General features: G+C 62.6%; 16 protein-coding genes. 10 read left to right on the forward strand and 6 right to left on the reverse strand.

Annotated elements, in window-relative coordinates; translation table 11 throughout:
- Window position 1: 1 nt before the first annotated feature.
- The 3 genes from LOL23_RS08720 to LOL23_RS08730 all read right to left on the reverse strand — a co-directional run bounded on the left by LOL23_RS08720 (window position 2) and on the right by LOL23_RS08730 (window position 5,739).
- On the reverse strand, window positions 2-820 hold the full coding sequence (locus LOL23_RS08720; protein WP_160980479.1) for a putative hydro-lyase: 819 nt from the start codon (window positions 818-820) through the stop codon (window positions 2-4).
- Window positions 821-1,016: 196 nt separating this feature from the next.
- Window positions 1,017-1,913 carry a LysR family transcriptional regulator gene (locus LOL23_RS08725; RefSeq protein WP_160980480.1) on the reverse strand — a complete coding sequence of 299 codons (897 nt, stop codon included), beginning with the start codon at window positions 1,911-1,913 and terminating at the stop codon, window positions 1,017-1,019.
- A 169-nt stretch (window positions 1,914-2,082) separates the two neighbouring features.
- Entirely contained in the window at window positions 2,083-5,739 is a 3,657-nt protein-coding gene (locus LOL23_RS08730) for an indolepyruvate ferredoxin oxidoreductase family protein (RefSeq protein WP_160980481.1), read from the reverse strand.
- Between the two features lie 113 nt (window positions 5,740-5,852).
- Here LOL23_RS08730 and LOL23_RS08735 point away from each other — a divergent pair, with 113 nt between their 5' ends.
- Window positions 5,853-6,311 carry an Lrp/AsnC family transcriptional regulator gene (locus tag LOL23_RS08735; RefSeq protein WP_160980482.1) on the forward strand — a complete coding sequence of 153 codons (459 nt, stop codon included), beginning with the start codon at window positions 5,853-5,855 and terminating at the stop codon, window positions 6,309-6,311.
- Between the two features lie 174 nt (window positions 6,312-6,485).
- Complete coding sequence (locus LOL23_RS08740) at window positions 6,486-6,983, forward strand: hypothetical protein (RefSeq protein ID WP_160980483.1); 498 nt, start codon at window positions 6,486-6,488, stop codon at window positions 6,981-6,983.
- A gap of 60 nt (window positions 6,984-7,043) precedes the next feature.
- On the opposite strand, the gene gltX is transcribed toward LOL23_RS08740, so the two are convergent.
- A complete protein-coding gene (gltX, locus tag LOL23_RS08745; RefSeq protein WP_160980484.1) occupies window positions 7,044-8,453 on the reverse strand; it encodes a glutamate--tRNA ligase in 1,410 nt (469 codons plus the stop codon).
- A gap of 68 nt (window positions 8,454-8,521) precedes the next feature.
- Between gltX and LOL23_RS08750 the strand changes: the two genes are divergently transcribed.
- Window positions 8,522-10,990, forward strand: coding sequence for a bifunctional acetate--CoA ligase family protein/GNAT family N-acetyltransferase (locus tag LOL23_RS08750; protein ID WP_160980485.1), 2,469 nt, complete (start codon window positions 8,522-8,524; stop codon window positions 10,988-10,990).
- 114 nt (window positions 10,991-11,104) lie between these two features.
- Here the strand turns inward: LOL23_RS08750 and LOL23_RS08755 are convergent, their stop codons facing one another.
- Entirely contained in the window at window positions 11,105-11,779 is a 675-nt protein-coding gene (locus tag LOL23_RS08755) for an alpha/beta hydrolase (RefSeq protein ID WP_160980486.1), read from the reverse strand.
- Window positions 11,780-11,831: 52 nt separating this feature from the next.
- Window positions 11,832-12,452 carry a ribosome biogenesis factor YjgA gene (yjgA, locus tag LOL23_RS08760; RefSeq protein WP_237173481.1) on the reverse strand — a complete coding sequence of 207 codons (621 nt, stop codon included), beginning with the start codon at window positions 12,450-12,452 and terminating at the stop codon, window positions 11,832-11,834.
- 50 nt (window positions 12,453-12,502) lie between these two features.
- Between yjgA and pmbA the strand changes: the two genes are divergently transcribed.
- From pmbA to erpA, 7 genes are all read left to right on the forward strand, one after another.
- Entirely contained in the window at window positions 12,503-13,873 is a 1,371-nt protein-coding gene (gene pmbA / locus LOL23_RS08765) for a metalloprotease PmbA (protein WP_160980487.1), read from the forward strand.
- 331 nt (window positions 13,874-14,204) lie between these two features.
- Entirely contained in the window at window positions 14,205-15,302 is a 1,098-nt protein-coding gene (locus LOL23_RS08770; RefSeq protein ID WP_160980488.1) for a TRAP transporter substrate-binding protein, read from the forward strand.
- Between the two features lie 328 nt (window positions 15,303-15,630).
- Window positions 15,631-16,059, forward strand: coding sequence for a 50S ribosomal protein L13 (gene rplM, locus LOL23_RS08775; protein ID WP_160980489.1), 429 nt, complete (start codon window positions 15,631-15,633; stop codon window positions 16,057-16,059).
- A gap of 9 nt (window positions 16,060-16,068) precedes the next feature.
- The gene (gene rpsI / locus LOL23_RS08780; protein ID WP_160980490.1) at window positions 16,069-16,461 is read left to right on the forward strand and encodes a 30S ribosomal protein S9; all 393 of its coding nucleotides are present in this window, start codon (window positions 16,069-16,071) and stop codon (window positions 16,459-16,461) included.
- Window positions 16,462-16,696: 235 nt separating this feature from the next.
- The gene (gene argC / locus LOL23_RS08785; RefSeq protein WP_160980492.1) at window positions 16,697-17,764 is read left to right on the forward strand and encodes an N-acetyl-gamma-glutamyl-phosphate reductase; all 1,068 of its coding nucleotides are present in this window, start codon (window positions 16,697-16,699) and stop codon (window positions 17,762-17,764) included.
- Between the two features lie 85 nt (window positions 17,765-17,849).
- Window positions 17,850-18,755, forward strand: a complete 906-nt coding sequence (locus tag LOL23_RS08790) for a DUF6776 family protein (protein ID WP_160980495.1) — start codon at window positions 17,850-17,852, stop codon at window positions 18,753-18,755.
- Between the two features lie 68 nt (window positions 18,756-18,823).
- The gene (erpA, locus tag LOL23_RS08795; RefSeq protein ID WP_160980497.1) at window positions 18,824-19,192 is read left to right on the forward strand and encodes an iron-sulfur cluster insertion protein ErpA; all 369 of its coding nucleotides are present in this window, start codon (window positions 18,824-18,826) and stop codon (window positions 19,190-19,192) included.
- Window positions 19,193-19,266: the final 74 nt, after the last annotated feature.

Genomic DNA, 19,266 nt, shown 5'->3' on the forward strand with positions numbered 1-19,266 from the left:
ATTAGAAGGTGGCCAGACGGCTGTTGCTCATGTCGGTGATCAGCATATGGCCGGGCGCATGGGTGATGCTGAATGCGGGCCTGACCTGACTGATCACTGCCTGCGGCGTCACACCGCAAGCCCAGAAAACGGGGATTTCGCCGGCGCGGATCTGGACCGCGTCGCCGTAGTCGGGCTTGTTGATGTCGGCAATGCCAATCAAGGCCGGGTCGCCGATATGCACGGGCGCGCCATGTACGGACGGAAAGCGGCTGGTGATCTGGATGGCGCGTATCGCGTCGGCCGCCTTGAACGGGCGCATGGAGACCACCAGCGGGCCGCTCAGCGCCGGCGTGGATGCCGTGGGAATATTGGTGCGATACATGGGCACATTGCAGCCCTGGCTGATATGGCGTACATCGATGCCATCGGCCAACAACGCTTCTTCGAACGAAAATGAACAACCGATCAGGAAGGATACCAAGTCGTCGCGCCAGACAGCGCGCAGGTCGGTGGGTTCGTTGGCGAGTTCGCCGTTGTGCCACACCCGGTAGCGCGGGATGTCGGTGCGGATATCGATATCGGCGCCAAGCGTGGGCAGATGCGGATCGCCCGGGGCGGACACAGCAAGCAGGGGACAGGGTTTGGGATTGCGCTGACAGAACAGCAGAAATTCATCTGCCAGCGCTTTGGGCAAAATCATGAGGTTGGCTTGCACGCATCCTGGTGCTAGGCCGGCGGTTGGACCGGTGTAGTCGCCGCGCCGTATGGCGGCACGGGCCTGGGCTGCATGCGCAGCGAGCGCATGCAGGGGGTTGGCCTGGGGGGATGTGGCTGGCATAGCGTCACCTCGCAAAGTGCACAGCACTGATTGTGGCAGGTGCGATCGCGCTGATCTGCCGGCTAAGCGGTGTTGGCGATCAGTGGACCAGCATGTGTGATCAGTGCATGGAATCTAGTGTGATTCCATCGCATCCCGCCATGCTTGTCCAATTGTAAGTTCTCATGTGGGGTGATAGGGTTGGCTTATATCCGTGTTAACCCTTGTTGCTCGCCATCTTGCGGGCAATGCGCTGCGCCACCATGGCAACGGTGCGTACCGTCCGGCTATCGGGCGTGTCTACCCAACAGGCATAAAAGCCCAGCGGCGCCGGCGTGCGGTCCACGTCCAGCACGCAGAGCTTGCCTTCCTCGATGAGCTCTTCTACCACTGCCGGGGCAATCACGCTGGGCCCAATGCCGCGTCGTGTCATGTACACAATGGTGCTCAGCGATGCCGTGCCATACAACCGGGGCGATTTCACCCCTGCCTCCAGCAGCAGCGCCTTCGCCGACTGATAGGGAAGGCTGACGGACGGATAGGTGATGATGGGGTATTTGCCCAGTTCCGACACCCGGACGCGCCGGCCATGCATCTTCAGGCCCGGGCTGGCGACCCAGGCCAGCGCATAGTCGCACAGGTGCAGGTCGCGTTCGCGTGGATCCTGTGTCGGGCCAACAATAAAGGCCAAGTCGATCTGATGCGATGCGAGCTGGTTGCGCAGCGCGTGCGTGGTGTCCACTTGCAGGTCTACGGTGAGCGCCGGGTACTTATGGTGCAACGCGTCGATAAAATGCGGCAGCCAGGTATGCACCAGCGTTTCTGAGCTGCCCAGCCGCAGGGTGCCGCGCACTGTGTCGCGCGTTTGTGCCACTTTCAGCATTTCATTGCGCAGCTCCAGCATGCGCTGGGCATGCGACAACAGTTCCTGGCCCTTTTCAGTGAGCTTTATCCCACGCGCACTGCGTTCAAACAGGCGCACCCCCATTTCGGTTTCGAGCCCCGCGATGCGCTGTGAGATCGTAGGCTGCGTCGTATGCAGCTTCTCGGCGGCGGCACGGAAGCTACCTAATTCCGCAACCCATACAAAGGCGTATATCTGTTTGAAATCCATGTGGCCTTGGCGCCTCATGGGCGCCTGATCATCGCCAGCCAGTGCCGACGGTACAGCGATGGTAGCGCCCCCGGCCTTGGGCCGCCAGCCGGGCAGGCGGCAAATGTGTGATCGCGGGCTGGCGATCACGCTGCGATCGTGCATCGGATGATCGCAGGCGCCGCGCGCCTCACGCGTGCCGCAGATGTTCTCGAGCCCGTCCCGCAGCGCCGCCCTGCGCTTGCGCGGCGGCTTGCAGTCGCGCCAGACAGGCGCGCGCGGCGCCTTCCTTGATGTGCCCGAAGCCGCGCACACCCTGGGGCAGCGATGCCAGATCCAGCGCCTCGGCATAGCTGGCCTGATTCAGGTTGGCAAGCGTGGCTTGCATGGCGGCCTGGTAGTCCCGGATCAACTGCCGTTCCAGTCGCCGTTCGTCGGTATGGCCGAAGGGATCAAACCACGTGCCGCGCAGCGCTTTGCAGCGCGCCAACAGGCGGAATACCGCTTCCGTAGCCGGGCCTAGGGTGATCTTGCGCGGGTGCCCGGTGTGTGGGTCGCGGCGGGCCAGCAGCGGCGGCGCCAGGTGAAAGCGCAAGGTGTAGTCGCCCTCGAAAGCTTCGGCCAGTGCACGGCGAAAGCTGCCATCGGTATAGAGCCTGGCGACTTCGTATTCATCTTTGTACGCCATCAGTTTGTACAGCGAGTGCGCAACGGCCAGCGCCAGACGGGGGCGTGCGCCAGGGTATATCGACTGTTCGGCACGCTGGGCCTGGTCGACAAACGCCGTGTATGCATGCGCATAGGCGGCATTCTGGTACGCGGTCAATGCTTGGGCATAGCGGCTAGTAACCGTCGCAAGCGATTCGGGCCGATGCACGACGATGGTTTGCTCGCGCACTGGCGCCGCTTGGCCCAACGCATCGGGCCGTGCTGCCGCCAGGCGTCCCAACTCGAACGCTTTCAGGTTGGCGTCGACCGCCGTGCCATTGAGGGTAATCGCCCGCCTCAGCGCGGCGCGGCCAACGGGCAGCGCACCGCGCTGCCAGGCGTGGCCCAGCATCATCATATTGGCCAGAATGGCGTCGCCCAGCAAGTGGGTGGCGAGCGTATGTGCGTCGAGCAAGGCATCGTCGCCGCATCCCGTAACCGCGCGCAAGGTATCGATCAATCCTTGCGGGCTTTGCGGCGCCTGAGGGTCATGCAGAAACTCGGCGGTGGGGGCCAGCCAAGTGTTGAGCGCCACTTGGGTACCGGAAGGCCTGAGCGCCCGTAGTGCGTCAGGCCGGCAGGCGGCGACGGGGTCGCACAATATGGCCACATCTGCCTGGCCGGCACCGATGCGTACCGCCCCAGGTGCGCGCGCGCCAGTGCCGATGCGCACATGGCTAATGACGGTGCCGCCTTTTTGCGCCAGCCCTGTGATATCGAGCAACGATACGGCGCAACCTTCCAGGTGTGCTGCCATGGCCAGGATTGCACTGATCGTGGTGACGCCTGTGCCGCCTATGCCCGCGATCAGTACATTGCAGACGCGATCGCGGGCATGCCGCGCCGGCTCGGGCAGCGCGTGTGCCCAGGCCTGCAGCTGCGTCATATCGGTTTCGAGATCGCGTGCGGTATGGCGCGGCGTGCCGCCGATCACGGACACGAAGCTGGGACAGAAACCCTTCACACAGGAGTAGTCTTTATTGCAGCTGGATTGGTCGATGGCGCGCTTGCGGCCGAAAGGTGTTTCGACCGGCACCAGCGACAGGCAGTTCGATTGCGTGCCGCAGTCGCCGCAGCCTTCGCACACCGCCGTGTTGATGAACAGCCGCCGCGGGGGTTCGGCCATTGTTTTCTTCTTGCGGCGCCGTCTTTTCTCGGCCGCACAGACTTGGTCATGGATGAGAATGGTCACCCCATCTTCCTCGCGCAGCGCCCGCTGCAACTCGTCCAGTGCTTCGCGCGGATGCACGGTGACGCCGGCTGGTAGCGCCATGTGGCGATAGCGCGCTGTATCGTCGGTGGTGATCACGACGCGCTTCACGCCTTCGCCGAGAAGTTGTTGGCAGATGCCGGGCACCGAGATGGGGCCATCGACCGGTTGGCCGCCTGTCATTGCCACCGCATCATTGAAGAGTATCTTATAAGTGATGCGGGCTCGGGCCGCGACGGCCTGGCGGATTGCCAGGTAGCCGGAATGAAAATAGGTTCCTTCGCCCATATTCTGGAATACGTGCGGCATGCGGGTATAGCCCGAAAGCCCGATCCAGTCCGCGCCCTCGCCGCCCATCTGCGTCAGGCCGGCGGTATTGCGATCCATCCAGGTGGCCATGTAATGGCAACCCACGCCGGCGAGCGCCTGGCTGCCTTCGGGCACCCGTGTGGAGGTGCTGTGCGGACAGCCGGAACAGAAATAGGGGCGGCGCGTCAGGTTTGCACCAGCCAAGGCGAGCGCGGAGGGTGTGTCGCGCGGCTCGGCGGCAGGCGTAGCGCGAACTGGCTTCAGGCCTACGGGCATGGGGCGTTGGCGGCCCGCCCACTCTGTCTTCATCGCTGCCGGCATCATGTCAGCGACAGGCTGCAGCGCAGCCAGGGCAGCGGTCATGGCCGGATCAACACTGGCCAGCCAGCGTGCCAAGGCATCGCCCACCAGGTCTGGGTTCAGTTGCCCCGTGCGCGGCAGCAGCGGCGCGCGCTCCAGTCCGTATTCGCCGCAAACGGTGGGGCGGTGCGTGGTGTTGTACAGGATGTCCTTGATCTGGCTTTCGATCACCGTCCCTTTTTCTTCAACGACGAGGATGTGTTTCAAGTCCTGTGCAAAGGCCAGCAGGCCTTCTTGTTCCAGCGGCCAACTCAAGCCTACTTTGTAGTGGCGCAGCGTGGGTAGGGCGACGTCAGGGTGGCGCGCCCGCCATGTGTCCAGCGCGTCCTCGACGTCAAGAAAGGCCTTGCCGGTGGACACAATCCCCAGCGTCGCGTGTGGCGCCGGCCGCGCCAAGCGATCCAGGCTGTGGTGGCGCGCAAATGTGTGCACTGCCTCGATGCGCCGCGCCATGCGCAGTTCAATTTCCGGTGTCAGGAACTCGCGGGCGCTGTAGGGGGTGGCCCCGCGATAGGGGTCGTCCCCGGGGACGCTGAAGTCAGGGATTGGCCGCAGTTCAAAGGCACGTCCGCTTTCCACGGTTTCGGTGATGGCTTTGAAGGCAACCCAGGCGCCGCTGTAGCGAGACAGCGCCCAGCCCCAGCGGCCGAACAGCTCGTATTCTTCAACCGATGCGGGGTTGACGATAGGGATGCGCCAACCGATCAGTGACGCTTCACTGGCATGCGGGATGGAGGATGAGGCCGCCGTATGATCATCGCCGACCACCATCAGAACGCCGCCTTGCGCGGACGCCCCGGCAGCATTGCCGTGGTGGACTGCGTCGCCCGAGCGGTCCAGGCCAGGCCCCTTGCCGTACCAGAGCGCAAAGACGCCATCGACACTGCGCTGTGTGTGCGTGCCGGCCTGCTGCGTGCCCATGACCATGGTAGCGCCCAGATCTTCGTTGATCGCAGGCAAGAAGCGGATATCGTGCGCTTGCAGCAGATGCTGCGCGTGCCACATCGCTAAGTCCACTCCGCCCAGCGGAGAACCGCGATAGCCGGTGATGAAACCAGCAGTATTCAACCCGGCGGCGCGATCCGCCTCGCGCTGGGTCAGCAGCATGCGCACCAGCGCTTGTATGCCGGTCAGGAAGATCCTGCCTTGGCGGGCCGTGAGGTTTTCCTGCAGAGTGTAGTCCGCGGGCAGCCGTTCAGCTTCCACCGAATGGGGGATGAGCGCCGGCCGCTGATCTGCCTGCTTTTGTGTCAGGATCATAGCTGCCTCCATGCTTCACTTCCATGATAGACAGCCGCAACTCATGTTTTGTTGCTTTTGGCAGGCGTAGAATCCCTAGTTAACGAAAAGGATATTTCGTCAGGAGACAAGCCATGGATAGAACAGATATAAAAATCCTGGAATATCTGCAACAAGATGGGCGCGCATCGGCGCAGCAGGTATCAGAGCAGGTCGGGCTCTCCACCGCGCCGGTGTGGCGGCGCATCAAGGCATTGGAATCGGCCGGCGTAATACAGGGCTACTACGCCCACGTCGACCGTCGCAAGGCTGGCCTGCGCGGCTGTATGTTCACGCAGATCAGCCTCGAGCGGCATTCGTCCGAAGTAGTCGAGAATTTCGAGCGCACGGTGCGCGATGCGCCTGAAATTCTTGAATGCTACGCCGTCACAGGCGATGCGGATTACCTGCTGAAAGTTCTGGTACCCGATGCCGAAGCGTACGACCGCTTTCTGCATCGGTTCCTCTTCAACCTGCCGGGCGTGCGCCAGACGCGCACCATCGTCGCGCTACGCGAGATCAAGCACGAAGTTCGGCTTCCTTTCCCGGCCTGAACAACAGGTGTAAGCGTGTGACACATGCCGCCTGGGGGCGTTCTCGGCGCGGGGTCACGAAGCGGTCTATGTCTATTGCGAGGGCCGTGTGTCGCTGTATTGCGGCGGGCGCCAGTGGTACGATTATTGCGCGGGCAGTGCCGTGCGCGGCCCGCATGATCGCGAGGACTACTCATGCAACCAAAAGTATTGCGCCAGCACACGATGCTGGCAGGCGTGGTTATGGCGGGCCTGTTGGCTGCCTGCACCGCGCCCATCAAAGAAAAGCCCAAAGAAGAGCCACCGGCCAAGCCTACGTGCGAGGCAGTGGCGCCGGGCGACCCGGCCGTCGGCAACTGGCTCAGTGTACGCCGCGAGAAAGGCGTACGCGGTGAGCTGCGCACCTTGTTTACCCTAAACGCCGACGGCACCATGGCCTACACCGAGCAAATCAAACGCAGCAACAACCCCTCGCACGGCTTGGCCGAAACAGGGTGCTGGCGGCATGATGCCAACACGATCGTGCTGCGCACACTCGAGTCTAATGGCGCGGCGGTAGACCTCAACGACCCAATTTATACCAATCGATACGTCCTGGTGTCAGCCACATCAGAAAAGCTAGAGCTGCGTGCCAGCGACGGTGTCAGGATTATGGCGCGCAAAATGTCGTCGGGCTATCGCCTGCCATTTTGAGCGCATTCGCGAGCAGCGTGATCATACAAGGTGGGCGTTTCGCGCCCACCCCTAAAGGCGTCAGGCTTTCGCCAGGCGCTCCAGCACGCGTTCGCGGCCCAGCAGGCTCAGCACGGCCCCAATGGCCGGTGTTTGTTTGCGGCCCGTGGCCAGTACACGGAGCGGGATCGCCAGTTTGGGCATCTTTACGCCGTGATCGGCCAGCATTTGTTTGATCAGGGCGTCGAGCGCGGGCGCGGACCAATCCGGCAGGGCTTGCGCCCGTTGGCTGAAGTCGGCCAGCAGCACGTGCGCGGCATCATCCAGGGTTTCTGCCCGCAGCGCCTCGTCGGCTGGCTCATACGGGCCACAGAAGAGCATGGCACCCTCGGCAAGTTGGTTAAGTGTTTCGGCGCGGTCTTTCAGCAGCGCCATGACAGCCGGCAAGTCTGCTGCGTCGGGGTCGCCGCCCAGCGTGCGGATGCGGGGCGCCACGCGAGCTGCCAAGTCATTGTCGCTGCTGTGCTTGATATAGTGGGCATTGACCCAATTGAGTTTTTTCGGATCCCACTGCGCCGCCGATTTTGTGAGGTTGCGCGTATCGAACCATTGCACCAACTGCTCGCGCGTGAACAATTCGTCGTTGCCGTGGCTCCACCCCAGGCGGGCCAGGTAGTTGATCATGGCCTCGGGTAGATAGCCCTCGGTGTCATATTCCATCACGCTTACCGCGCCATGGCGCTTTGACAGCTTCTCGCCATCGGGGCCCAGGATCATGGGCAGATGGCCGTATTCGGGCAGTTCGGCGCCCAGGGCGCGCAGGATATTGATTTGCCGGGGAGTGTTGTTGACGTGGTCGTCACCGCGCAGCACATGGGTGATGCGCATATCCCAGTCGTCGACCACCACACAGAAGTTGTAGGTAGGGGTGCCGTCGGGGCGCGCAATAATCAGGTCATCGAGTTCGCTGTTATCAAAACTGATGGGGCCCTTGATCATGTCGTTCCATGATGCGACGCCATCTTGCGGGTTGCGGAAACGCACCACAGGTTGGCGACCTTCGGGCACGGGGGGCAGCGTTTTGCCGGGTTCGGGCCGCCAGGTGCCGTCGTAGCGTGGTTTCAGGCCAGCCGCGCGCGCCTTCTCGCGCATGGCGTCTACTTCTTCGGGAGAGCTGTAGCAGTGGTAGGCGGTGCCGTCCCGCAACATGCCAGCAATCACCTCGCGGTAGCGGTCCATCCGCTGCATCTGGTAAAACGGGCCTTCATCGGGCTGCATGCCCAGCCATTGCATGCCATCGAGTATGGCCTGGACGGCTTCGGGCGTGGAGCGCGCCAGATCGGTGTCTTCGATGCGCAGCACGAAGGTGCCCTTGTGGTGGCGGGCAAACGCCCACGAAAACAGCGCCGTGCGGGCGCCGCCAAGGTGCAGGTAGCCGGTGGGCGACGGCGCGAAGCGCGTGCGGACCGGTGAATGTGTCGACGTAGTCATAATTACTTGTATGGCTTAAGCAAGGCTATATTTTAGAGTACGCATAAATTCCCACAGGAGGCGGCTTCATGTTGCATCATCGCTTGGCCGCATTGTTCGAGCCGCGCAATATTCTTGTCGTGTCAGACAGCCCGCTGCCATTGCAGGGCGCAATGCCTCGGTGGCTAACGGGCGCCTGCGCACAGGTCGACGTACGTCAGGGCAGGCCCATTGTATTGCCTGGCAGCGTGCCGGGTCTGCCGTCGGGGCAGCGCCTGGATCAGGCATTGGTCTGCGTGCCGCCTGCGCGCCTGCCCGAGGTGCTCGAGGCGCTCAAGCCGTTGCGCCCGCGCGCGGTTACCCTGCTGCTGCACAGCGAGCCGTCGCGCGATCCCATCGAAGACATGGTTTACTGCCGTTCCTGGGCCGCGCTGAATGACGCGGTGGTGCTGGGGCCGCGCAGCTTCGGCCTGCAGCGTCCGCACCGAGGCGTGAACCTCAGTCAGGATCCGGATACCGCGCGGGCCGGCAAGGTGGCGCTGGTGGTGCAGTCGCGCTCTATCGCCACTGCCGTGCTCGATTGGGCAGATGACATCAGTCTGGGCTTCTCCGCTGTCATCTCGCTGGGCGATGAAGCGGCGCTCGACGTGGCCGAGGTGGTGGAATATTTATCCATGGACGCCCGCACAGACAGCATTGCACTGTATCTGGAAGAGGCATCGTCGTCGCGTCGTTTCAGCAGCGCGCTGCGGGCGGCCGCCAGCGTCAAGCCGGTTGTCGTGCTCAAGGTGGGGCGTGCCAGCATAAACGGCGCCGAAGATGCCGTGTTCAACGCGCTGCTGCGGCGTGCGGGTGCGGTGCGCATCCGTTATTTTATCCAGCTGTTTTCGGCACTCAAGGTTCTGGTGCATACACGCCGGCCGCGCGGGCACAATATCGCGCTGTTCTCCAACGGCGGGGGGCCGTCTCAACTTGCGCTCGATGTCATGGACGAGAGTGGTCCGGTGGTGGCCGCTGAGCTTGCCGGCGCAACAGTCAAGGCACTGGGCGGCATGCTCGAGGTGGGTGCGCGTGTCAGCAACCCGGTCGTCACGTATTCCCGTCTTACGCCGGAAAGTGTGCAGAAAGTCATGGATACGCTGATCGCCGATAACGGCGTGGATGGCATCCTGGTGCTGCTTGCGCCCGACCCGCTGTCCGATCTGGAGGCAGTTGCCAGGCAATTGGCCGCTATGGCGCCCAGCGCGCGTAAACCCATCATTACCTGTTTCATGGGCGACGCGGCGATGCGCCCATTGCGGCATATTCTCGATGCAGCCGGCACGCCGGCCTTCCGCACACCCGAAGCGGCCGCCAATGCCTTCGGCATACTGGGTGCGTACCACTACAACCAGACTCTGGCGCAGCAGACACTGCCGCCTGAGCCGCTGGGCCAGCAGCCTCGTCTCGAAGAAGCACGGCTTCTAGTGCGTATTGCCCAGCAGGAAGGCAGGCCGGCGCTTCTCGACGCCGCTTGCGCACAATTGCTCGAATGCTTTCATGTGCCGTTGCGCTTCATGCCGTCCGATCAGGCACGCGCCGCGAGTGTGGATGAAGACGACCTTCCCATGGCCATCCGCGTTCGTTGGGATGAGAAGTTCGGCCCATACATTACCTTCGGCTCGGGCGGGCAGGATGCCCTCATCTCGGTGGCCAACGAATCGCTGGAACTGCCGCCGCTCAACCGTTACCTGGCGCGCCAGTTGATTGAGCGCAGTACGCTGTGGCGGCGCGTGCTGTCGCGCAGCATGGTGCCGGCTGTGCTTGAACAACTGATCGAATCGCTGGAGCGCATCTCCAGGCTGGTGAGTGAACTGCCCAACGTGGTGGGCCTAACCATCGACCCCTTGCTCGCTGCGGGTTCGCAGTTGGTGGCGCTGGGCATGCGGATCGAGTTGTCCGCATCGCCCGTCAAGGTCCTGCCGGAGCAGTCAGGCTATCGCCACATGGCGATACATCCATATCCGCATCGGTTGGTGCAGGCCAAGGTGTTCGACGACGGGCAGCCCTGGATGTTGCGCCCCATTCGGCCTGAAGACGCGCAGCCGCTGCAGGAGTTCGTACGCGGGCTGTCGGATCAATCCCGCTACATGCGCTTTGTGTCCATGCTGCGCGAGCTCACGCCCCGCATGCTGGCGCGCTATACGCGCATCGATTACGACCGCGAGCTCGCGCTGGTGGCCACTGTGCTCACGCCGAACCCCGAGCATCGCGGTCATCCGCGCGAACAGATCATTGGCTTTGCCCATTATCTGCGCAACGCGGACGGCCGTGGCGCCGAGTACGCACTGGTAATTGCCGATGCGTGGCAGCGTCGCAGACTGGGTTCCCAACTGATGGGGGCGCTGATCGATGCGGCCAAGGAGCAGCGGCTGACATACATAGATGGCTTGGTGCTGGCCACCAATCGGCCCATGCTTGCGCTGATGACGCATCTGGGTTTCAGGAACGACGTCGATGAGGAAGACCCGACCATGCGCCGGGTCTGGCTGGACCTGGGCGAAACGCAGCGCACCTAGGCGCCTCGCTTGTTCATGTTCAGGGCCAGAATCGATCTTTTCTGAAACACGGCGTATCGAGGCGCCGCGCATTTTAAGCAGACGCGGCGCGGCTCGGGGCAGCCCGTGCTCTCTTTAGGCAAGCGCCTTGCGCAAGTAGGCGGCGATATCGTTGACCTCGTCCAGGCACAGCGAATGCGGCATGGGGTAGGTGTGCCACTGCACCGGGTAGCCCAGGCTTACCAACTGCTCGTGTGAGGCTTGCGCGCGCGACAGTACGATGACTGGGTCCATGGTGCCGTGCGCCATGTAGATGGGGGTGTCCCGGTTGGCCGGGCTGCCTTCCTGGGCGATGGTGTGCGCCAGGGGCAGAAAGCCCGACAGGCACATCATGCCCGCCAGTTTTTCTGGTTGACGCAGCCCCGTCTGCAGCGTCATGGCGCCCCCTTGCGAGAAACCAGCCAGCACGATGCGGCTGGTAGGGATGCCGCGCTCGTTCTCGCGCTTGATCAGGGCTTCCACGGCCAACTGCGAGGCGCGCAAGCCAGCGTCGTCTTCGCGGCGCACCGGGCCGGGCATGAATATATCGAACCAGGCGCGCATCGCCATGCCTTGGTTGATGGTGACAGGCCGCACCGGCGCGTGGGGAAATACAAAGCGGATCGCGGGCATGTCGCCCAGCTTGAGCTCGGGGATAATAGGCGCGAAGTCATTGCCGTCGGCACCCAGGCCATGCATCCATATCACTGCGCGCTGCGGATTGGGGCCGGTTTCGATTTCTATACAGTCGAGCAGGGGTGTCGTGCTCATTGGTGCTCCGTGGGTTGAAGGCGGGCCGCGTACGGCCACAGGGGCGGGCGGCTCAGGCCTGCTCCGCCAGTGTCTTGAGGGCCTGGAAGAGCGCCCGGTAATGCTTGCGCTGGGGCTCCTGCCCCGGCTGCAGGCGCTCATTGCCTTGCGCTTCTTTGCGGCCGGCGCGAATCAGCGTGCGCAGCTGTTGCGGGTCTGCCTGGGGGTGTTCGTTCAGCAGTTCGGTGAGGGCATCGTCGTCGCGCAGCAGTAGGTCGCGCAGCGCCTCGAGGCGGTGCATTTCGCGGGTTTGCTCGCGCGAGCCATTTTTCCAGATGTCAAGTTGGGTACGGATCGTGTCGGCGTCGGCGTCACGCATCAGCTTGCCCACATAGTGCACTTGGCGTCGCCGGCCCTCGCGCGCTGTGGTACGCTGGGCCAGCATGATGGCGTCGTAAAGCTTTTCGGAAAGTGGCAGCTGCTTGAGCTGCGCCACGGGCAGGTCGACAAGCTCTTTGCCCAGCTCGTGCAAGGCAAGCATGTCGCGCTTGACCTTCGATTTGCTTGGGCGGTCGTAGCCGTGCTCGTCGAATTCGCCGCGCTGGCGCGGCTTGACGCGCTGGCCGGCGGCCTCGTCAGGAGAGCCGGCGTCCGGGGTGCCATCTTCCGGGAAAATATCAGACATGATGAACATAAAATTAGTGCCTAATTGGCTATGATACCCGTCTAACCCTGAAGAGCATCATGAGCGACAACTCCACCTCCTCCCTGCCCATTGCCCAAAACCAGGCCTTGTTCCGCCAACTCGTGGCCGATGCCTTGGCCCATGCGCGTACGCTGGGCGCCTCCGACGCCGCCGCCGAGGTCTCCGAGAGCCGCGGCCTGTCGGTTTCCGTGCGCAAGGCCGATATTGAAACGGTCGAGCAAACGCGCGACCGCTCGCTCGACCTCACCGTCTTTGCCGGCACGCGCCGTGGCTCGGCATCCACGTCCGATTTCTCCGCCCAAGCCATACGCGAAACCGTCGAAGCTGCCTGGCATATTGCCCGTTACACCGCTGAAGACCCCGCCGCCGGCCTGCCCGAGGCTGCCGATCTGGCCACCGACATCCTCGAGCTCGACTTGCACCACCCCTGGTCCATCACGGCTGAAGAAGCGGCCGCGCTGGCGATCCGGGGCGAGCAGGCTGCTGCGCGGGTCAGTCCACTGATCACCAACACCGATGGCGCCTCTGTCGATACCTACGAAGGCCATTTCGTGCTGGGCAACACCCGCGGCTTCATGGGTGGGTATCCATACTCGCGCCATTCGTTGTCGGTGGCGCCCATTGCCGGGCGCGGCGCCGGCATGCAGCGCGATTACTGGTACACCGCCGCGCGCAATGCCAACGACCTCGCCACGCCTGAGGCGGTCGGCGAATACGCCGCCCAGCGCACGTTGTCGCGTCTGTCCGCACGCCGGCTCAAGACAGGGCGCTATCCGGTGTTGTACGAAGCCCCGCTGGCCATCGGCCTGATGGGCGCCCTGGTACAGGCATGCAGCGGCGGCGCGCTGTACCGCAAGGCCAGCTTTTTGGTTGATGCCTTGGGCAAGCCCGTCTTGGCCGATCACCTCGACGTCAGCGAAGACCCGCTCGTACGCGGCGCCATGGGCAGCTCGTCGTTCGACAGTGAAGGGGTGCGCACCCAGGCGCGCGAGGTTGTTGCCGGTGGTGTGCTGCAAGGCTACTTCCTGTCTACCTATACCGCGCGCAAGCTGGGCCTGCACACCACGGGGAACGCGGGGGGCTCGCACAACCTGCGCTTGGCCTCGCGCCTTACCCGGCCCGACGACGACCTGCCAGCTATGCTGCGCAAGCTGGGCACGGGCCTCCTGGTCACCGAGCTCATTGGCCAGGGCGTCAACTACGTAACCGGCGACTATTCCCGGGGCGCGTTTGGCTATTGGGTCGAAGGCGGCGAAATTCAGCACGCCGTGCAAGAGTTCACCATAGCCGGCAACCTCGCCGATATGTTCCGCCAGATTGTCGCGGTGGGCGCTGATAGCATCACACGCGGCGCCAAGACGACCGGCTCGGTGCTGATAGAGCAGATGTCGGTGGCTGGGCAGCAGTAATTACAGTAACCGCCTGTGGCGGCGGCGTCGCGCTTGGCGCGCCCGCCGTTTGCTCGCGCCTGTCGCCTGTACTCGCCTACGCCGATGAGGCGGGATGCCGTCATCAACGTCCCGGCGTAAGCGGCACAACGGCAAGAAGCGCAACGGTAAGCGGCAGGCAGGCTCAGTCTGGCGGCATGTCGCCCGCACTTCTTGGTAATGAGTTGTTGCAAATCCGTTACAAAAGCCGCTGCGTCGGTGTAATATCGCCCGGTGGCCAGAAAGCATACTTTCAACACGCTTTCAATACGCCAGATCATTCGAATTCCCAAAGGACAAAGGAGAACGTTCAATGCAGCGTCGTTCATTTCTAAAGAAGGCCGGCCTGGGCGCCGTCGCCGGCGCGGCCGTCGCGGCCCCCGCATTTGCCCAGAGCACTCCCAAGGTCAGCTGGAAGATGACATCCACATACGGCCCGTCGCTTCCGCCGCTGTTTTCCACGGCGCAAATGTTCTGCAAGATGGTCGAAGAGGCCTCCGACGGCAACTTCTCCATCCGTCTGTATCCAGCGGGCGAAATTGTGCCGGGCTTCGGTGTCATGGACGCCGTCGGCAACCGCACGGTCGAGTGCGGCCAGACCGCCTCCTACTACTTCTACGGCAAGGATCCATCCTTCTGCTTCGATACCGCCGTGCCCTTTGGCCTGAACGCGCGCCAAATGAACGCCTGGATGTACGAAGGCGATGGCATGAAATTGATGCGCGAACTCTTCGCGCCGCGCCACATCATCAACTTCCCGCTGGGCAACACCGGTACGCAGATGGGTGGCTGGTATCGCAAAGAGATCAAAACCGTGGCCGACCTGCAGGGCCTGAAGATGCGCACTGCTGGCTTTGCCGGCGAAGTGCTGTCGCGCATGGGCGTGGTGCCGCAGCAGGTGCCGCCCGGCGATATCTACCCTTCGCTCGAAAAGGGCACGCTGGATGCCGTCGAATTTGTCGGCCCTGTTGATGACGAAAAACTGGGCTTCCAGAAGGTCGCCAAGTACTACTATTACCCAGGCTGGTGGGAAGGCGGTGCCCAGGTGTCGTTGTATGTCAACGACGCCGCCTACAACGAACTGCCGAAGGCTTACCAGTCGCTGATCGACATGGCTTCGCGTGCCGCCGGTTCGCGCATGGTGGCCAATTACGACGCCAACAACCCGGCCGCCCTGCGCCGTCTTATCGCCAGCGGCGCCGTGCTCAAGGCCTTTCCTCGCGACGTAATGGACGCCTCGTTCAAGGCCTCGCAGGAAGTCTATAAAGAGTTCTCCGACAAAGACCCCATGTTCAAGAAGATTTACGACAACTACATGGGCTTCCGCGATAGCGTGGTGCCCTGGTTCCGTGTGGCCGAAGGCTCCTACGACAACTACTTGGGCATTGCCTTGGCCGGCCAGAAGAAATAGGCCGGCCCTGGTCACAGGCTACGCCCAGCCGGGTAATACCCGGTGCGCCTGGCCCCGATCCGGCAAACGCGCTCTTTCAGAGCGCGTTTTTTTTACAGGAGCGGCGCGCCACCGCCACCGCCACCGCCACCGCCACCGCCACCGCCACCGCCACCGCCACCGCCACCGCCACCGCCAGCGCGCAAGGGGCAGAATGGCCTGCCGGTTGTGGACAACTTTTCGAAGTGTGCTATTATGTTGGACTTTTCTGGCCGTTTGTACGGGCAAACAACAATGCCTTGACAGCGCAGTAGCGGCAGAAAATTTCCTAAAATTTTAAGGACCTATCATGAAGACCTTTGTGGCAAAGCCGCATGAAGTCAAGCGTGACTGGTACGTGATTGACGCCAAGGGCAAAGTCCTCGGTCGTGTGGCCAGCGAAGTCGCACGCCGTCTGCGCGGCAAACACAAGCCCGAATTCACGCCCCACGTTGACACCGGCGACTATATCGTCATCATCAACGCGGCTGACATCGTCGTTACCGGCAACAAATCGGAAGACAAGAAGTACTACCGTCACTCCACGTATCCGGGCGGTATCACCGAAACCAACTTCCGCAAGATGCAAGAGCGCTTCCCCGGCCGCGCACTCCAGAAAGCCGTCAAGGGCATGCTCCCCAAGGGCCCCCTTGGCTACGCCATGGCCAAGAAGCTCAAGGTTTACGCCGGCGCAGAGCATCCGCACTCGGCACAGCAGCCCAAGCCGCTGGATTTCTAAGGATAGGTCATGATCGGTAACTGGAACTATGGCACTGGCCGCCGCAAGACGTCGGTCGCCCGCGTATTCCTGAAAAAAGGCACGGGCAAGATCATCATCAACGGCAAGCCGGTAGATGAATACTTTGCGCGCGAAACCGGCCGCATGGTCGTTCGTCAGCCGCTCGCACTCACCAACAACCTCGAGTCGTTCGATTTTCACATCAACGTCAACGGTGGTGGCGAGAGCGGTCAGGCTGGTGCGGTGCGTCACGGCATCACGCGCGCCCTGATCGACTACGACGAAACGCTCAAGTCGTCGCTCAAGCAGGCTGGCTTCGTCACGCGCGACGCCCGCGAAGTCGAACGTAAAAAGGTCGGCTTCCACAAGGCACGCCGCCGCAAGCAATTCAGCAAGCGCTAATTGCGTCGCAAGGCCCAAGGGCCTTATGCAGTACACAACCCCCGGCGCGCCCGGGGGTTTTGCTTTGGGTTTCTGGGCGCTGGTCCCGGATTCCTGTATGCGGCATCCGCAATTGTTTGCATTTTTGCTTCAAAAGCGTATCGCTGCGGCACCAGGGGGCTGGTGCACTTACGCAGTGGCTGCCAGCTATTGCATAATGCATGTACACACTTTTTTTCGATAAACGGGAACAGCTATGACTTCAGCGGCAACTCAGCGCATCAAGGTAGGGATCGTGGGCGGCACCGGGTATACCGGCGTCGAGCTGCTGCGATTACTGTCCCAGCACCCCAATGTCGAGTTGGTAGCCATTACCTCGCGCAAAGAAGACGGCATGCCGGTGGCCGATATGTTCCCCAACCTGCGTGGCCGGGTGAGCATTGCGTTCAGCACACCCGAAAACGCGCCGCTGGAAGCCTGTGATGTCGTGTTTTTTGCCACCCCGCACGGTGTGGCCATGGCGCAAGCCGAATCCTTGCTGGCCAAGGGTGTACGCATCATCGACCTGGCGGCCGATTTTCGCCTTCAGGATACCGCCACGTTCGAGCGCTGGTACAAAATGCCGCATACCTGCCCCGAGATTCTGCGCGAATCCGTCTATGGGTTGGTCGAGCTCAATCGTGCGCGCATTGCAAACGCGCGGGTTATCGGCAACCCCGGGTGTTACCCCACGACGGTACTGCTGGGCCTGGCGCCGTTGTTCGGCGCGGGCCGCAAATTGGTGGACGCCTCCCGCATCATCGCCGACTGCAAGTCTGGTGTATCGGGTGCGGGCCGCAAGGCGGAAGTCAGCACGCTGTTTTCCGAAGCCAGCGACAATTTCAAGGCGTACGGTGTCGCGGCCGGTCATCGCCATCATCCTGAAATCGTAGAGCAACTGCGCGAAATGGCGGGCGAGACGGTCGATCTTACTTTTGTACCCCATCTGGTACCGATGATTCGCGGCATGTTCTCGACCCTGTATGTTGATATCCTTCCCGAAGCAATGGATACCGATTTCCAGGCGTTGTACGAAGCGCGCTATGCCGATGAGCCCTTTGTAGATGTGATGCCAAAGGGCAGCATGCCCGAAACGCGTTCGGTGCGTGCCTCGAACCAGCTTCGCATCGCGGTTCATCGCCCCAACAACGGCAATCAGCTCATCATCCTGGTCATACAAGACAACCTGGTAAAGGGCGCGTCAGGCCAGGCAGTGCAGAACATGAACCTCATGTTCGGCTTGCCCGAAGACGCCGGCTTGGGCCACGTGGCCGTGTTGCCCTGACGCGACCTCGTGGTGCCCGTAACGCACTGTAGCGGGCGCCGTAGCGGGGCGGGAACTGTTCGGTGCCTGGAGGGTCTCTGTCACCATGGCAAACAACACACCCGAAGTCCCGCACGGGGCGCAGCGAAGCGTCACTGATCATGCCTCGCCGGCCGGGGCGCAGCGCACATCGCCCGCATATGCTAAGGGGGCATCGACGGCCGGCGCAGCAGGGTCGGGCCCGCAGGATTCATCCGCATCGGGCAGTGATGTCGCCCGCGCATCGCGTCCACACCGTGGTTGGCTGGTCGTGGCATTGTGTGTGGGCTTGGTCGTAGGCGGGTTGGCGGGGCGTTACGCCTTCGAAGCGCAGGCCACACGCGATTATGATGCCCTCAAGCAGCGACTGGAGGGCGAGCTGCTGGCGGTGCGCGCGCAATTGGTCGAGTCTCAGGCGAAGGCGGACGCGCTCTCGGGCAGCCTGCTGGTCGAAGAAAGCACGCGCAAGGGCTTGGCGGCCTCGCTCGAAGCCTCACAGGCCGAGCTTGGCCGCACTCGCGAACAGCTGGCATTTTTCAACCAGCTTTTCCCACCAGGGCCCAAAGGGGCGATCAGTGTGCGCGCATTTGATGCCGAATTGCGGGGCAACACCCTGCATTACCGAGCGCTGTTCATGCGTAATGCCTCTGGTGGAGAGCCCTTCGAGGGCCGCCTGCAGTTCGTCGCCCAAGGGCGCCAGGACGGCAAGGCAGTGAAGCTTACATTGGCGCCGGCACGGGGCAGGGTGCCCGATCCCGATGCCGCAACAGGCTCAGACCCCGGGCTGGCGTCCGATCCCGCGTTGGACAAGATGAACGCTGGCGAACTCGACCTGCGCTTTGCCGAGTTCCAGCGAAGTATCGGCCTGTTGAATGTGCCCGATGGCTTTGTGCCCGAGCGCCTGACCCTGGAGGTGCTGGAGGGCGATGCGGTGCGTGCCCGGCGCACCATCAATATTAGTGCCGGCGATTGAGCTGCAGTGGTATAGTAGGTTTATGAAAGAATGCGCCGCCAGGCTTGGCGGCCCCGGAGTCCATGTCAATGAATACATTAGTACAAGCCACCGATCTGCAGGCGCCGCCGTCGCCGCTGATCTTCACCGATGCGGCGGCCTCGAAGGTAAAAGAACTTCTTGCCGAAGAGGGCAACCCCGAACTCAAGCTGCGCGTGTTTGTGCAGGGTGGGGGCTGTTCTGGTTTCCAGTACGGGTTCACCTTTGACGAAACCGTCAACGACGACGACACCACGATCGACAAAGAGGGGGTGCAACTGCTGGTTGACCCGATGAGTTTCCAATACCTGGTAGGCGCCGAGATCGACTATAAAGACGACCTCGATGGCGCCCAGTTCGTCATCCGCAATCCTAACGCCACGTCCACCTGCGGCTGCGGCTCGTCGTTCCAGCCGTAATGCTTACACCCCGGCCAGTCGCATGCGGCTGGCCGGGCCAATGCCCGCCATCATGGCGGGCGGCGCGGGTGATA

Origin of the sequence: Paracandidimonas lactea (assembly GCF_021653995.1) — a bacterium.
Classification (GTDB): domain Bacteria; phylum Pseudomonadota; class Gammaproteobacteria; order Burkholderiales; family Burkholderiaceae_B; genus Allopusillimonas; species Allopusillimonas lactea.

Coding starts and splice junctions, on each gene's coding strand:
- LOL23_RS08720 (WP_160980479.1), bottom strand. CDS start 820: ATGCCAGCCACATCCCCCCAGGCCAACCCCCTGCATGCGCTCGCTGCG.
- LOL23_RS08770 (WP_160980488.1), top strand. CDS start 14,205: ATGCAGCGTCGTTCATTTCTAAAGAAGGCCGGCCTGGGCGCCGTCGCC.
- rpsI (WP_160980490.1), top strand. CDS start 16,069: ATGATCGGTAACTGGAACTATGGCACTGGCCGCCGCAAGACGTCGGTC.
- LOL23_RS08730 (WP_160980481.1), bottom strand. CDS start 5,739: ATGATCCTGACACAAAAGCAGGCAGATCAGCGGCCGGCGCTCATCCCC.
- rplM (WP_160980489.1), top strand. CDS start 15,631: ATGAAGACCTTTGTGGCAAAGCCGCATGAAGTCAAGCGTGACTGGTAC.
- erpA (WP_160980497.1), top strand. CDS start 18,824: ATGAATACATTAGTACAAGCCACCGATCTGCAGGCGCCGCCGTCGCCG.
- LOL23_RS08750 (WP_160980485.1), top strand. CDS start 8,522: ATGTTGCATCATCGCTTGGCCGCATTGTTCGAGCCGCGCAATATTCTT.
- LOL23_RS08735 (WP_160980482.1), top strand. CDS start 5,853: ATGGATAGAACAGATATAAAAATCCTGGAATATCTGCAACAAGATGGG.
- gltX (WP_160980484.1), bottom strand. CDS start 8,453: ATGACTACGTCGACACATTCACCGGTCCGCACGCGCTTCGCGCCGTCG.
- LOL23_RS08740 (WP_160980483.1), top strand. CDS start 6,486: ATGCAACCAAAAGTATTGCGCCAGCACACGATGCTGGCAGGCGTGGTT.
- yjgA (WP_237173481.1), bottom strand. CDS start 12,452: ATGTTCATCATGTCTGATATTTTCCCGGAAGATGGCACCCCGGACGCC.
- argC (WP_160980492.1), top strand. CDS start 16,697: ATGACTTCAGCGGCAACTCAGCGCATCAAGGTAGGGATCGTGGGCGGC.
- LOL23_RS08790 (WP_160980495.1), top strand. CDS start 17,850: ATGGCAAACAACACACCCGAAGTCCCGCACGGGGCGCAGCGAAGCGTC.
- pmbA (WP_160980487.1), top strand. CDS start 12,503: ATGAGCGACAACTCCACCTCCTCCCTGCCCATTGCCCAAAACCAGGCC.
- LOL23_RS08725 (WP_160980480.1), bottom strand. CDS start 1,913: ATGGATTTCAAACAGATATACGCCTTTGTATGGGTTGCGGAATTAGGT.
- LOL23_RS08755 (WP_160980486.1), bottom strand. CDS start 11,779: ATGAGCACGACACCCCTGCTCGACTGTATAGAAATCGAAACCGGCCCC.